The sequence below is a fragment of the Mycobacterium sp. 663a-19 genome (assembly GCF_035616495.1).
GTDB lineage: Bacteria > Actinomycetota > Actinomycetes > Mycobacteriales > Mycobacteriaceae > Mycobacterium.
Genome location: NZ_JAPJAV010000002.1, coordinates 481,909 through 495,165, shown reverse-complemented (window position 1 = coordinate 495,165; position 13,257 = coordinate 481,909). Strand labels below are relative to the sequence as shown.

General features: G+C 69.6%; 13 protein-coding genes and 1 pseudogene. 7 read left to right on the top strand and 7 right to left on the bottom strand.

What is annotated here, in order from left to right:
• The first annotated feature begins 277 nt into the window (after positions 1-277).
• On the top strand, positions 278-1,945 hold the full coding sequence (locus tag OQ968_RS06675) for an LGFP repeat-containing protein (RefSeq protein ID WP_324675910.1): 1,668 nt from the start codon (positions 278-280) through the stop codon (positions 1,943-1,945).
• Between the two features lie 4 nt (positions 1,946-1,949).
• Here the strand turns inward: OQ968_RS06675 and OQ968_RS06670 are convergent, their stop codons facing one another.
• The 4 genes from OQ968_RS06670 to OQ968_RS06655 are packed head-to-tail and all read right to left on the bottom strand — an operon-like array spanning position 1,950 to position 5,176.
• Positions 1,950-2,780: an HAD family hydrolase gene (locus OQ968_RS06670; RefSeq protein ID WP_420715843.1), complete on the bottom strand. Its 831-nt coding sequence runs from the start codon at positions 2,778-2,780 to the stop codon at positions 1,950-1,952.
• A 42-nt stretch (positions 2,781-2,822) separates the two neighbouring features.
• A complete protein-coding gene (locus OQ968_RS06665) occupies positions 2,823-3,608 on the bottom strand; it encodes a lysophospholipid acyltransferase family protein (RefSeq protein WP_324675908.1) in 786 nt (261 codons plus the stop codon).
• Between the two features lie 26 nt (positions 3,609-3,634).
• Positions 3,635-4,402, bottom strand: coding sequence for a lysophospholipid acyltransferase family protein (locus OQ968_RS06660; RefSeq protein ID WP_324675906.1), 768 nt, complete (start codon positions 4,400-4,402; stop codon positions 3,635-3,637).
• A 3-nt stretch (positions 4,403-4,405) separates the two neighbouring features.
• Positions 4,406-5,176, bottom strand: coding sequence for a 1-acyl-sn-glycerol-3-phosphate acyltransferase (locus OQ968_RS06655; protein ID WP_324675970.1), 771 nt, complete (start codon positions 5,174-5,176; stop codon positions 4,406-4,408).
• A gap of 105 nt (positions 5,177-5,281) precedes the next feature.
• Here OQ968_RS06655 and OQ968_RS06650 point away from each other — a divergent pair, with 105 nt between their 5' ends.
• Positions 5,282-6,832 (top strand): MBL fold metallo-hydrolase, encoded by a 1,551-nt coding sequence (locus OQ968_RS06650; RefSeq protein WP_324675904.1) that lies wholly within the window; start codon positions 5,282-5,284, stop codon positions 6,830-6,832.
• On the top strand, positions 6,829-7,161 hold the full coding sequence (locus tag OQ968_RS06645) for a hypothetical protein (protein WP_324675902.1): 333 nt from the start codon (positions 6,829-6,831) through the stop codon (positions 7,159-7,161). Before OQ968_RS06650 ends, OQ968_RS06645 begins: the two co-directional genes overlap by 4 nt.
• Here OQ968_RS06645 and OQ968_RS06640 read toward each other — a convergent pair.
• Both OQ968_RS06640 and OQ968_RS06635 read right to left on the bottom strand, forming a co-directional pair.
• Positions 7,158-8,726, bottom strand: a complete 1,569-nt coding sequence (locus OQ968_RS06640) for an NAD(P)/FAD-dependent oxidoreductase (RefSeq protein WP_324675900.1) — start codon at positions 8,724-8,726, stop codon at positions 7,158-7,160. The genes OQ968_RS06645 and OQ968_RS06640 overlap by 4 nt on opposite strands.
• A gap of 36 nt (positions 8,727-8,762) precedes the next feature.
• On the bottom strand, positions 8,763-9,386 hold the full coding sequence (locus tag OQ968_RS06635) for a TetR/AcrR family transcriptional regulator (protein ID WP_324675898.1): 624 nt from the start codon (positions 9,384-9,386) through the stop codon (positions 8,763-8,765).
• A 68-nt stretch (positions 9,387-9,454) separates the two neighbouring features.
• Between OQ968_RS06635 and OQ968_RS06630 the strand changes: the two genes are divergently transcribed.
• Complete coding sequence (locus OQ968_RS06630; RefSeq protein WP_324675896.1) at positions 9,455-9,931, top strand: DUF2834 domain-containing protein; 477 nt, start codon at positions 9,455-9,457, stop codon at positions 9,929-9,931.
• On the opposite strand, the gene serS is transcribed toward OQ968_RS06630, so the two are convergent.
• Complete coding sequence (gene serS, locus OQ968_RS06625) at positions 9,928-11,181, bottom strand: serine--tRNA ligase (RefSeq protein WP_324675895.1); 1,254 nt, start codon at positions 11,179-11,181, stop codon at positions 9,928-9,930. The two genes, OQ968_RS06630 and serS, sit on opposite strands and share 4 nt — an antisense overlap.
• Before the next feature lie 111 nt (positions 11,182-11,292).
• Here serS and OQ968_RS06620 point away from each other — a divergent pair, with 111 nt between their 5' ends.
• The 3 genes and pseudogenes from OQ968_RS06620 (at position 11,293) to OQ968_RS06610 (ending at position 13,253) form a co-directional block, all read left to right on the top strand.
• A complete protein-coding gene (locus OQ968_RS06620; RefSeq protein WP_420715842.1) occupies positions 11,293-12,627 on the top strand; it encodes a septum formation family protein in 1,335 nt (444 codons plus the stop codon).
• Between the two features lie 3 nt (positions 12,628-12,630).
• Positions 12,631-13,062, top strand: a pseudogene (locus OQ968_RS06615) (metallopeptidase family protein).
• Complete coding sequence (locus OQ968_RS06610) at positions 13,059-13,253, top strand: hypothetical protein (RefSeq protein WP_324675891.1); 195 nt, start codon at positions 13,059-13,061, stop codon at positions 13,251-13,253. Before OQ968_RS06615 ends, OQ968_RS06610 begins: the two are co-directional and overlap by 4 nt.
• The last annotated feature ends 4 nt before the right edge of the window (positions 13,254-13,257 follow it).

Here is a 13,257-nt window from a genome sequence, read left to right as displayed (position 1 = left end):
CGCGGCGGGTGCCGCGGGTGCCCTGCCGGGCGCGGCGGCGGGTGCGCTGCCGGCGGCCGCCGGGGCACTGCCGGCCGCGGCGCCGGCGCTGCCTCCGGTCTAAGAGCTTCGGGGGACCTGTCACCTGACGGCACCGCAGAGTCCGGGATTGGGGAGCTAGCAACCCGCCCGGCAACCAAACCTCTGCGGTGCCGTCGAACAGGTTTTCGTGGAGTATTCGGGCGCATACATCGTGTCGCCTCATAGGTAACATCAGAAACACACGTAACATCGGCTGGTGTCGTCCCGCTGTCGCGCACCAACGATGCTGCTCACCGCCGTCGCGGCGACGGTGGTCATCGTCTCGGCGGTGGCGGACGCGACACACGATCGCGGCGTCGCCCGCCCGCCCCCGGCGCGCGGCACCCAGCTCACCGAGCGACCGCTGATCGGGCTCGGCGCGGGCGTCACGGTTCGCCAGGTCACGCAGGACGAGCCGTTCGCGTTGGTCGCGCTCACCGGCGACCTGGCCGGCACCTCGACCCGGGTGCGCGCCCGGCGGCCCGACGGATCCTGGGGGCCCTGGTATCAGACCGAGTACGAGACCGCTGCCCCCGACGGCGGTTCGGGCAACGACGCCGGCCCGGCCCAGCAGGGCGGTCCCACCGAGGGCCCGCGCAGCACGGATCCGGTGTTCGTCGGCACCACCACGACGGTGCAGATCGCGGTCACCCGCCCGCTCGACGCGCCGGTGACGCGGGCCGCGCCGCCGAGCGGCCCGGCCGAGGACGCGGGCCTGGGCTACAAGCCGGCGTCGCGGGAGCAGCCCCTCGGGCAGAACATCTCGGCGATCCTCATCTCGCCGCCGCAGGCGCCGGCGCAGACGCAATGGACGCCGCCGTCGGGGGTCGTCATGCCGGGCCAGGCGCCGCCCATCATCAGCCGCGCCGAATGGGGGGCCGACGAATCGCTGCGATGCGGTAGTCCCCAGTACGACAACGGGATTCGCGCCGCCGTCATCCACCACACCGCGGGCAGCAACGACTACTCACCGCTGGAATCGGCCGGGATCGTCAAGGCCATCTACACCTACCACAGCAAGACGCTGGGGTGGTGCGACATCGCGTACAACGCGCTGGTGGACAAGTACGGCCAGGTCTTCGAGGGCAGCGCCGGGGGACTGACCAAAGCGGTCGAGGCCTTCCACACCGGCGGCTTCAACCGCAACACCTGGGGCGTGGCGATGATCGGCAACTTCGACGACGTGCCGCCGACGCCGATCCAGCTTCGAACCGTCGGCCGGCTCCTCGGCTGGCGTCTGGGCCTGGACGACGTCGACCCCAAGGGCACGGTGGCCCTCGAGTCGGCGGGCAGCCACTACACCACCTTCCCGGCCGGCGCGGTGGCGAACCTGCCCACCATCTTCACCCACCGCGACGTCGGCAACACCGACTGCCCCGGCAACGCGGCCTATGCGCTGATGGACGAAATCCGGGACATCGCATCGCATGTCAACGATCCGCCCGAGGAGTTGATCAAGGCGCTGCAGGGCGGCGCCATCTACGAGCACTGGCAGGCGATCGGCGGCATGAACAGCGTCCTGGGCGCGCCGACCTCGCCGGAGGACAGCGCCGAGGGCGGCGCCCGCTACGCCACGTTCGCCAAGGGCGCGATGTACTGGTCACCCGAGACGGGCGCGCAGCCGGTCACCGGCGCGATCTACGAGGCCTGGGCGTCGCTGAGCTTCGAGCGGGGCCCGCTCGGGTTGCCCACCAGCGCGGAAATCCAAGAGCCACTGCGGATTACGCAGAACTTCCAGCACGGGACGCTGAACTTCGAGCGGCTCACCGGAAACATCACCGAGGTCGTCGACGGGATCACCACGCCGCTGGCCACGCAGTCGCCCAGCGGCCCCACGGTGCCGCCGGAACACTTCTCGCTGCCGGCGCACCCGACGACCACCTAGGCGCTCAAGCCGATCGCCACCAGCGTTCCAGCACCCGCGCGACGCCGTCGTCGTCGTTGGACGCGGTGACCTCGTCGGCGGCGGCCCGCACGTCCGGGTGCGCGTTGCCCATCGCCACGCCGTGCCCCGCCCACAGCAGCATCGGCACGTCGTTGGGCATGTCGCCGAACGCCACCACCTCATGGCTGCCGATCCCCAGCGGCTTGGCGACCTCTTCCACGCCGGTGGCCTTGCTGATTCCCAGCGGGACGATCTCCACCAGCCCGTTGTCGGTCGAGTAGGTGACGTCGCCCTCGATGCCGACGTGCTTGGTCAGCACGGCCGCCATGTCCGCGCTGCGGGCACCGGCCTTGCGGATCAGCAGCTTGATCGCCGGCGCGCTGAGCAGGTCCTCGATCGACACCTCGGTGTTGTCCGGGTTCAGCCATGCGTGCTCGTAGCCCGGCGAGCTGATGAACTGGGGCGTCGCGGTGTCGTGGGCGCGCTCGCCGATCCGCTCGACGGCCAGCCCCGCGCCCGGGATGACCCGGTTCGCGAGCTCGGCCAACTCGGCCAGGGTGTCGACGTCGATGGTGCGCGCCGACACCACCCGGTCGGACGCGGGGTCATAGACGACGGCGCCGTTGGCGCACACCGCCATTGGCGCGAACCCGAGCGCGTCCACCACCGGGCGTATCCACCGCGGCGGCCGCCCGGTGGCCACGACGAAGCCCGCGCCGCCGGCCACCGCGGCGCGCACCGCTTCGCGCGTGCGCGGGGAGATGGTTTCGCTTCCGTCGAACAGCGTGCCGTCGACGTCGCAAGCGATCAGCGCCGGCGATATCGGGTCGGTCACCGAGCTGTCACCGACACGGTCCGCCTTCGAAGTCGTTGGGCGTCAATGTAATCCGCTCAGATCTTGCCCCGGCCGGGTCACGCCATCGGTTCCGTACCGTCGAATCCGCTCCTGCAATTCGGCCAACCTGATGGCCTGGGAATCTTCTCGGGTGGGGGCGCTGCCACCCAGCCGCCGGGGCACCCAGTACTCGCCATCCGGATGCGGATATTCCTCCTGCACCTGGTAGAGCAACTCGTTCATCACACTGCGCAGCATGACGTTGAGTTGCTCCGGCGTGCCCTGGGGCGCCAGCGGGCGGCCGACGGCCACGGTGATCGGAACCTTGTTGCGCCACACCTTCTTCGGATGATCCTTGGGCCAGATGCGGTGTGCGCCCCAGACGACCACTGGAAGGATTGGCGCCTGGGCCTCCAGCGCCATCCGCACGGCGCCCGTCTTGAACTCCCTGAGCTCGTAGCTGCGGCTGATGGTGGCCTCGGGATGCATCCCGATGAGCTCGCCCTCGCGCAGCCGCCGCACGGCGACGTCGAAAGCGTCGTGTCCACGCCTGCGGTCTACCGGGATGAGCCGGGCGTGCTTGATCACGTAGTTGACCGACTTCACCTCGCCCATCTCCGCCTTGATCATGAAGTACATGCGGCGGCCCCGCTCCTTAACGGCGAGCATCGTCGGGAGCCAGTCCAGGTAGCTGGTGTGGTTCTGGGCGAGTATCGCGCCGCCCCGCTGCGGGATGTTCTCCAGGCCGCGGTAGGTGAACTTCGTTCCCTGCATCGCGACGACCGGCGGGACGACCAACTCGCCGAACCGGTAAAAGGCGTCTCCCATGTCCTTCTCCTTTCCCTCCCGCGCCCCTACCGCGACCGATTCGGGGTGCGGTTGGCGGCCTTGTTGGCCGACCGTGCCGCGGCCTCCTCGGCCTCGATCTCGGCCGCCTCGGCCAAAGTCGGTGCGCCGCCGCCCAATCGGGCCGGCACCCAGTAGGCGCCGGCCGGCTGGGGATAGTCCTGCTGGGCCCGATGCAGCAGCTCCGTCATCGCCTCGCGCAGGGCGGCGCTGGTCTGCGCGACGTCGTCGGCGGCCCGCAGCGGCGGGCCCACCTGCACGGTGACCGGCAGCTTGCGGCGGCCGATGTGCCGCGGGTGGTCCTTGGTCCAGATCCGCTGCGCGCCCCAGACGATCACCGGAACGATCGGGACGTCGGCTTCGAGGGCCATCCGGGCGGCCCCGGTCTTGAATTCCTTGAGCTCGAAGCTGCGGCTGATGGTGGCCTCCGGGTAGACCCCGACGAGCTCGCCCTCGCGCAGCCGCTGCACGGCCACCGCGTAGGCCCCGGCGCCGGCGTCGCGGTCCACCGGGATGGTCTTCGTGTGTTTGATCAAGAAGTTGATCGCCTTCACCCGCTGCATCTCCGCCTTGATCATGAACCGCAGCCGGCGGCCGCGGCGGTGCATCGCCAACGCGGCGGGCAGGAAGTCGACGTAGCTGGTGTGGTTGATGGCCACCACCGCGCCGCCGTGCGCCGGGACGTTCTCCTCGCCGCGGTAGGTGATCCGGGTTCCGGTCGCCATCACGACCAGCTGGGCCATGATCTCGAGCGTGCGAAAGGTCGGCTCCGCCATGGGCTACGGCTCCGGCGCCCGTGCGGCCCGGGCGCGACGGGCCGCCCGCGCGGCCGCCTCCTCGGCGTCTAGGCGGGACGCCTCGGCCAGCGAGGGGGCGCCGCCGCCCAGCCGGCGCGGCACCCAGAACTCCCCGGCCGGATGCGGCCCGTACTGTTCCTGCGTCCGTTCCAGCAGGTGTTGCATCCGCGAGTGCAGCAGGCCCTTCAGATCCTCGATCGCCAGCGTCGGCTCGATCGGTTCGCCGACGAGCACCATGATCGGCACCTTCGGGCGAAGCAGCTTCTTGGGATGGCCCTTGGTCCAGATGCGTTGTGCACCCCAGACGATGTGCGGAACGATCGGCACGCCGGCCTCGACCGCCATCCGGGTGGCCCCCGACTTGAACTCCTTGATCTCGAAACTGCGGCTGATGGTGGCCTCGGGGTACACCCCGACCAGCTCGCCGTCCTTCAGCATCCGGACGGCCGCCTCGTAGGACGCGGCCCCGTCCAGCCGGTCCACCGGGATGTGCCGCAGGCTGCGCATGATCGGTCCGGTGATCTTGTGGTCGAAGACCTCCTGCTTGGCCATGAACCGGACCTTGCGGCCCAGGCCCTGCTTGTAGGCGGGCAAGCCGGCGAAGGTGAAGTCGAGGTAGCCGGTGTGGTTGATCGCGACGACCGCGCCGCCGCTGGTGGGCAGGTTCTCGACCCCGGAGACCGTGATCTTGAGGCCCTGTACGCGCCAGACCAACCGGGCAAGCTGAATGACAGTCCCGTATACCGGTTCCACAGCCATTCAGCGTAATGCTCCCGGCTGTGAGCCGCCTGACGCAGTCCACGGACGGCGCCGCACGCTAAGCTTGGGGCGATCCCCAGCGACCCGAGAAAGGTATTTGTGCAGGTCACGAGCGTAGGCCACGCCGGATTCCTGATCCAGACCCATGCGGGCAGCATCCTGTGTGACCCCTGGGTCAACCCCGCCTACTTCGCGTCCTGGTTCCCCTTCCCGGACAACAGCGGGCTGGACTGGGACGCGCTGGGCGACTGCGACTACCTGTACGTCTCGCACCTGCACAAGGACCACTTCGACGCGAGGCACCTGCGCGCCCACGTCAACAAGGACGCGGTGGTGCTGCTGCCCGACTTTCCGGTGCCCGACCTTCGAAATGAGCTGCAGGAGTTGGGCTTTCACCGATTCTTCGAGACCACCGACTCGGTCAAGCACCGGGTCGCCGGGCCCAAGGGCGAGCTCGACGTCATGATCATCGCGCTGCGCGCCCCCGCGGACGGGCCGATCGGCGATTCGGCGCTGGCGGTTTCCGACGGCAGCACAACGGTTTTCAACATGAACGACGCCCGGCCGGTGGACTTGGACGTGCTGGCCTGTCAGTTCGGGCACGTCGACGTGCACATGCTGCAGTACTCCGGAGCGATCTGGTACCCGATGGTCTACGACATGCCCGCCCGCGCCAAGGCGTCGTTCGGCACCCAGAAACGGCAACGGCAGATGGATCGCGCCCGCCAGTACATCGCCCAGGTGGGGGCGACCTGGGTGGTGCCGTCGGCCGGGCCGCCGTGCTTCCTTGACCCGGAGTTGCGCCACCTCAACGACGACCGCGGCGACCCGGCCAACATCTTCCCCGACCAGATGGTGTTCCTGGACCAGATGCGCGCCCACGGGCACGATCGCGGCCTGCTGATGATCCCGGGGTCGACCGCGGATTTCACCGGTGCGCGGCTGAGCTCGCTGAGCCACCCGCTGCCCGTCGAGGACGTGGAGGCCATCTTCACCACCGGCAAGTCGGCCTACATCGCCGACTACGCCGACCGGATGGCGCCCGTCCTGGCCGCCGAGCGGGCGAGCTGGGCCCCCGCGACCGGCGAGCCGCTGCTGGAACCGCTGCGGGCGCTGTTCGAACCGATCATGTCGCAGAGCGACGAGATCTGCGACGGCATCGGCTACCCCGTCGAGCTGGTGATCGGCCCGGAGACCATCATCCTCGACTTCCCGAAACGGGCCGTGCGCGAAGCGATTCCCGACGAGAAGGTCCGCTACGGCTTCGCCATCGCGCCGGAGCTGGTGCGCACCGTGCTGCGCGACCGCGAGCCGGACTGGGTGAACACCATCTTCCTGTCCACCCGCTTCACGGCGTGGCGGGTCGGCGGCTACAACGAATACCTGTACACGTTCTTCAAGTGCCTGACCGACGAGCGCATCGCGTACGCCGACGGCTGGTTCGCCGAAACCCACGACGACTCCGCGTCGATCGTCCTGGACGGCTGGGAGATTCAGCGCCGCTGCCCGCATCTCAAGGCCGATCTGTCGAAATTCGGTGTGGTGGAGGGCAACACGTTGACCTGCAACCTGCACGGGTGGCAGTGGCGCCTGGACGACGGCCGCTGCCTGACCTCGCGGGGTCATCCGCTGCGGAGCTCCCGGGCATGACCGATACGTATGACGACGGCCTGGTCCAGCTGGACCGCGCGGCGATCACGTTGCGCCGCTACCACTTTCCCTCCGGCACGTCCAAGGTCATCCCGCTCGACACCATCCGTGGGTACAAGACCGAGGCGCTGGACCTCTTCTGGCACCGCTTGCGCGTCTGGGGCACCTCGGATTTCCGCCGTTGGCTGCCCCTGGACATGAAGCGCCCGTTGAGGTCGACGCTGATCACATTGGACGTGCCGGGAACCTGGCCCAGCCCCGCGTTCACGCCCGCGCGCCCGGACGAGTTCACCGCGCTGCTGGACAGGTTGCTGGGCGAGTCGCCCTAGCGGTCGTCCAGCGCGGCCCGCCCGGCGTTGTAGCCGGGGATGAAGGTGATTCCCGGTCCGCCGTGGCAACCGGCGCTGCCCAGGTACAGTCCCTCGATCGGGATCGGCTGGCCGAGAAAGCCTTTCGGGCCGGGCCGATTGGGGCCGATCTGGTCGGGGTTGAGCAGACCGTGGCAGTAGTCGCCGCCCGGGGCGCCGAACATCACGCCCATGTGCCTGGGCGTGAAGGTGGTGTGCCGGATGATGCTGCGCTCGAAATTCGGCGCGAGCCGGGTGATCTTGTCGATCACCCGCTGACCCATTTCGACCTTTGCCCGGCCGTAGTCGGCGCCGCCCTCGATGGGGAACCACAACGCGAACGCCGACGCGGCGTGCTTGCCCTCGGGGGCGAGGTCCGGATCGTTTTGCGACGGGATCTGCAGGACCACCGTCGGATCGGCCGGGACGATCCCGCGGCGGCAGTCCTCCCACTGCCGCTGGACCTCCTCCGGCGTGCAGAAGAGCCCGATGGATGCCTGCATGGCCGGGTCATTGAGGGACTCGTACGGCGGGCCGAAGGCGGGCGCCTCGTCCAGCGCGAAGTGCATCTGCAGGTAGCTGCCGCGGTGGTCGATCCGCGCGTAGCGCGCCCGGATGTCGGCCGGCAGCGCAGCGGGGTCGATCAGCTCGTTGAGCGTGACGTCGGGCGCGATGCCGGAGACGACGATCGGGGCCGTCAGCGTCTCCCCGGCCTCGGTCCGCACGCCGGTCACCCGCCCTTTGGAACCGGCGTCGTCGACCAGGATCTCGGTCACCTTGGTGCGCAGCCGCAGCTCGCCGCCGTGGCCCTGCAGCAGTTCGCACAGGTGCGCGGTGAGCGCGCCGATGCCGCCGCGGAGCTTCTTCATCTGCATGGTGTCCCCGTCGGGAACGCCCAGCCCGAAGGCGAGCGCGGCCGCGCTGCCCGGGGTGGCCGGCCCGCGGTAGAGGGTGTTGACGGCCAGCACGGTCATCGAGCCGCGCAGCGCGCCGTGCTTTTCGCGGTCCGGCAGGTAGCGGTCCAACACGTCGGTGCACGAGCCGAACAGCATGTCGTCGATGGCGGAGCGTTCGAATTCGTTTGTGGCGCAGGCATACATCTCGTCGAGCGTCTTGGGCGGCGCGCCCGCCTCGAACCGGCCCAGCGCCCGCGTCGGGGCCTGGCTCCACGCCATCAGCCCGGCCATGCCGTTGACCGCGTCCGCTCCGTGCACCTCGTTGAGGTGGGTGAACAGCTTGACCGGGTCGCTGTACTGCACCAGCGGGTCGTCGCCGACACCGCGCACCGCCACCGACATCACGTCCAGGTCGATGGTCGGCAGGGTGTCCAGGCCCAGCTCCTGCACCACGACGGCCGCCGTCGGGAACTGCACCGAGCCGGCGATCTCGAAGCGGTACCCGTCGAACAGCTCCACGGTGGAGGCCATCCCCCCGGCGTACAGCTTCGAGTCCAGGCACACGGTCCGCAGTCCGGCCTTCTGCAGCAGCACCGCCGCGGCCAGCCCGTTGTGCCCGGCACCGACAACGATCGCGTCATAACCAGTCATTCTGGGCAGGCTGGCACGGATCGAAAGTTTTGTCAATTATGACAAAACTGCGGTGGCCCAGGTGCCGCTGATGCCTGCTCGCAGCGATTCGAGCGCCATGTGCGACATCCGCGCCAACTCGCCGAGCGATCGATCCTCGCCGACCATCCAGGCTTCCATGGCGCCGAAGACACCCGCCGCAATGCAGCGGGCGGTCACCGTGATGCGTAGCCGCTCATCGGCCGTCAGATCCGCCGGGCAGCTACGCCTGCGCAACCGGTACTCGATGGCGTCGGCCAGGTCGGCCTGGACATCCCGAATGTGGCGGACGATGCGTCCCTGGTCGAGGTCGCCGCCCCGCAAGGCGGCGATTTTCGTCACGGCCTCAACGTCATACGGAAACGCGAAGATGGCCGTCTGGACGGAATCGATAACCGGCTCGTCGACCGGTCTGGCATCGAGCGCCGCGCGAAACCACGTCAGCCCGGTGTAGTCGGCAAACAGCAGTTCGTGCTTGGAGCCGAAATGCCGATAGAAGGTGCGCAGCGACACCCCGGCGTCCGCGGCGATCTGCTCGGCCGAGGTCTCCTGCACGCCCTGGGCCAGGAATCGCACCATTGCGGCCTGGATCAGCTTCTCCCGGGTGCGCTCGCTGCGCGCCGTCTGCGCCGGCCGGACCATGGCAGTAAGGTACCCCATTAGGTTATGTCATTATTGACAAAACTTTGGGAGGCGGTGAGACTTCGGCCATGGTCTCGCTTCTCGTGCATGCGGTTCTCGGTCTCTCCGTCATCGGCTGGATCGTCGCGTCGAACGCCAGCGTCTTCGCCCGGCCGGCGGCCGGCCCGTTTTTCTCGCCGCTGGAATCCGTGTATTACGTCGTCGGCATCGCGTCCGTGGCGCTAGGCTGGTGGTTCAACATCCACTTCGTGCAGCAGTACTCGGCGGGATCGACGAACCCCATCTGGGGGCCCGGCAGCTGGTCGGACTACATCCGGCTGATGTTCACCAACCCGGCGGCCAGCTCGGCCAGCCAGGACTACACGATCGCGAATGTGATCCTGCTGCCGCTGTTCACCATCGTCGACGGCTATCGCCGCGGGCTGCGGCGCCCCTGGCTGTACTTCGTGTCCAGCCTGTTCACCAGCTTCGCCTTCGCCTTCGCGTTCTACTTCGCCACCATGGAGCGGCAGCGCCGCCACGAACGGGAGACGGTGCCCGCCTAAGGCTCGAGCACCTCGGTGCCGACGAAGGGCACCAGCGCGTCCGGAACCCGCACGCTGCCGTCGGGCCGCTGGTGGTTCTCCAGGACCGCCACCAGCCACCGGGTGGTGGCCAGGGTCCCGTTGAGTGTGGCCGCGATCTGCGGCTTGCCGTTGTCGTCCCGGTACCGGGTGGCCAGCCGGCGCGCCTGGAAGGTGGTGCAGTTCGACGTCGACGTCAGCTCGCGGTAGGTGCCCTGCGTGGGAACCCATGCCTCGCAGTCGAATTTGCGCGCCGCCGAGGAACCCAGGTCGCCCGCGGCCACGTCGATCACCCGGTACGGCACATCGATGAGCGCCAGCATCTCGCGCTGCCAGCCCAGCAGCCGTTGATGCTCCGCCTCGGCGTCGCCGGGCTCGCAGTAGACGAACCCCTCCACCTTGTCGAACTGATGCACCCGGATGATGCCGCGGGTGTCCTTGCCGTGGCTGCCGGCCTCGCGGCGGAAACACGTCGACCAGCCCGCGTAGCGCAGCGGGCCGGCGGACAGGTCCAGGATCTCGTCGGCGTGATACCCGGCCAGCGGCACCTCGGAGGTGCCGACGAGGTAGAGGTCGTCGGCCTCCAGCCGGTACACCTCCTCGGCGTGGGCGCCCAAGAACCCGGTGCCGGCCATCACCTCCGGGCGCACCAGCACCGGCGGGATCATCGGCACGAACCCGTTGTCGACGGCCAGCCGCAACGCCAGCTGCAACAGGCCCAGCTGCAACAGCGCGCCCCGGCCGGTCAAGAAGTAAAACCGCGAGCCGGACACCTTGGCGCCGCGCTGCATGTCGATGAGGCCCAGTGCCTCGCCGAGTTCCAGGTGGTCCCTGGGGCTTTCGATCGCCCTGGGCTCGCCGACGACGTCGAGGACGTCGAAGTCGTCCTCCCCGCCGGCAGGGACACCGTCGACGATGACGTTGGAGATCGCCATGTGCGCGGCGGTGAACGCCGCCTCGGCCTCGGTTTGGGCCGTTTCGGCGGCCTTCACCCGCTCGGCGAGCTCCTTGGCGCGGGCCAGCCTGGCCGGCCGCTCCTCGGCCGACGCGGCGCCCACGCTCTTGCTGGCGGCCTTCTGCTCGGCGCGCAGCGCGTCGGCCGCCGTGATCGCGGCGCGGCGGTTCGCGTCGGCTGCCAGCAGGGCGTCCACCAGCTTCGGGTCTTCGCCGCGGCTGCGCTGGGAACGGCGGACGGCGTCGGGGTCCTCGCGGAGCAGCTTCAGGTCGATCACGGCCTGAAGACTACTTTTGGCCCGACACCGGCGTCGGACCGAGTGCGCGATACGGCATCACATCAGCAACATTTGTCACGCCCCTCGGTGGGCCCTGTCAGAATGGAGCCGATGTTGGATACGCCCGAAGCGCCCGAAGCGCCCGAAGCGGACCAGCCGGCGGGCGGTTTCCGGTGGCCGCGGTCCCTGCAGGCGACCGCGACCCGGCGGGCGCTGCTCCTCTTCGCGCTCGGCGGCCTGCTGATCGCCGGGCTGGCCACCGCGATCCCGGTCGGCGGCAGCGGGCCGGGGCGGCTGGCCGGCTACCTCAACAGCAACCCGGTGCCCAGCACCGGAGCCAAGAGTGACGCCGCATTCAACCGGGCCAAGAGCGGCGATTGCCTGATGTGGCCCGACATCACGCCGGAGTCGGCGGGCATCGTCAACTGCGCGGACGACCACAAGTTCGAGGTCGCCGAGTCCATCGACATGCGCACGTTCCCTGGCTCGGAGTACGGGCCCTCCGCGGCGCCCCCGTCGCCGGCGCGCATCCAGCAGATCAGCCAGGAGCAGTGCGAGGCCGCGGTGCGCCGCTACCTCGGGCCCAAGTTCGATCCCAACAGCAAGTTCAGCGTCAGCATGCTGTGGTCGGGGGACCGGGCCTGGCGCCAGTCCGGCGAGCGCCGCATGCTGTGCGGCCTGCAGCTGCCCGGGCCGAACAACCAGCAGGCCGCGTTCAAGGGCAGGGTCGCCGACGTCGACCAGTCCAAGGTCTGGCCCGCCGGCACCTGCCTGGGCATCGACACGGCGACCAACCAGCCCAACGATGTTCCCGTCGACTGCGCGGCCCCGCACGCGATGGAGATCACGGGCACGGTCAACCTGGCCGAGAAGTTCCCCGGCGCGCTGCCCGCCGAGCCCGAGCAGGACGGCTTCATCAAGGACTCGTGCACCAGGATGACCGACGCGTACCTCGCGCCCGTGAAGTTGCGCACCACCACGCTGACGCTGATCTACCCCACCGTGTCGCTGCCCAGCTGGCAGGCGGGCAGCCGCGAGGTCGCCTGCAGCATCGGCGCCAGCCTGGGCAACGGGGGCTGGGCGACGCTGGTCAACCACGCCAAGGGGCAGCTGCTGATCAACGGTCAGCCGCCGGTGCCGCCGCCCGACATCCCCGAGGAGCGGCTCTCGCTGCCGTCGATCCCGGTTCAGGTTCAGGCGCCGGAGCCCACCTCCCAGCCCAACGCCATCCCGCCGAACAACCAGCACCTGCCGCAGCAGCCGGTCGTGACGCCACCCCAGGCGCCGGCGTCGCAGGCCCCGGCCACCCAGCCGCCCGAAGCCCCGCCACCACCGCCGGCCCCGGAGGCGCCACCGCCACCACCACCCGCCCCGGAGGCGCCACCGGCACCGCCGGCTCCGGAAGCGCCACCCGCACCACCGCCGCCGCCCGCGCCGGGAGGCTAGCCGGTGGCCGTGCGGATGGATCCGCAACGGTTCGACGAGTTGGTCTCCGACGCGCTCGACCTGATCCCGCCCGAGCTGACGGCCGCGATGGACAACGTCGTCGTGCTGGTGGCCGACCGCCACCCCGAGGACGGCGGGCTCCTCGGCCTGTACGAGGGCGTGGCGCTGACCGACCGCGACTCCGACTACGGCGGATCGCTGCCCGACGCCATCACCATCTACCGCGAGGCGCTGCTGGACGCGTGCGACTCCGACGACGAGGTCGTCGAGGAGGTCGCGATCACGGTGATCCACGAAATCGCCCACCACTTCGGCATCGACGACGACCGGTTGCACGAACTGGGCTGGGCCTGACGACGGCGTCCGATCCGCGAGCGTCCGCCAGGGCGCGGCATCCCGAATTTGTCCGGCGTCGGTGCTATGAACGCGTTATGAGCGCTGACTGCCGCGACTGCCGGGCTGGACTAGATCACTGCCACGGCACCATCATTCGCCATTGGCTGCGCCGGTCGGAGTGCACCGAGCCCGGCTGCGTCAGCCCCGAGCTGTTGCCGCACGCGTTCGTCATCGACTGCGACGCCGTCGGCTGCGGCTGCACCGAGGAATCGGTCCCGCTGGCCGTCTGATCGC

Bases quoted from the DNA above. Each gene is read 5' to 3' on its own strand.
- OQ968_RS06665 (WP_324675908.1), bottom strand. From the start codon at position 3,608: ATGGGAGACGCCTTTTACCGGTTCGGCGAGTTGGTCGTCCCGCCGGTC.
- OQ968_RS06660 (WP_324675906.1), bottom strand. From the start codon at position 4,402: ATGGCGGAGCCGACCTTTCGCACGCTCGAGATCATGGCCCAGCTGGTC.
- OQ968_RS06645 (WP_324675902.1), top strand. From the start codon at position 6,829: ATGACCGATACGTATGACGACGGCCTGGTCCAGCTGGACCGCGCGGCG.
- OQ968_RS06640 (WP_324675900.1), bottom strand. From the start codon at position 8,726: ATGACTGGTTATGACGCGATCGTTGTCGGTGCCGGGCACAACGGGCTG.
- OQ968_RS06635 (WP_324675898.1), bottom strand. From the start codon at position 9,386: ATGGTCCGGCCGGCGCAGACGGCGCGCAGCGAGCGCACCCGGGAGAAG.
- OQ968_RS06630 (WP_324675896.1), top strand. From the start codon at position 9,455: ATGGTCTCGCTTCTCGTGCATGCGGTTCTCGGTCTCTCCGTCATCGGC.
- OQ968_RS06620 (WP_420715842.1), top strand. From the start codon at position 11,293: ATGTTGGATACGCCCGAAGCGCCCGAAGCGCCCGAAGCGGACCAGCCG.
- OQ968_RS06610 (WP_324675891.1), top strand. From the start codon at position 13,059: ATGAGCGCTGACTGCCGCGACTGCCGGGCTGGACTAGATCACTGCCAC.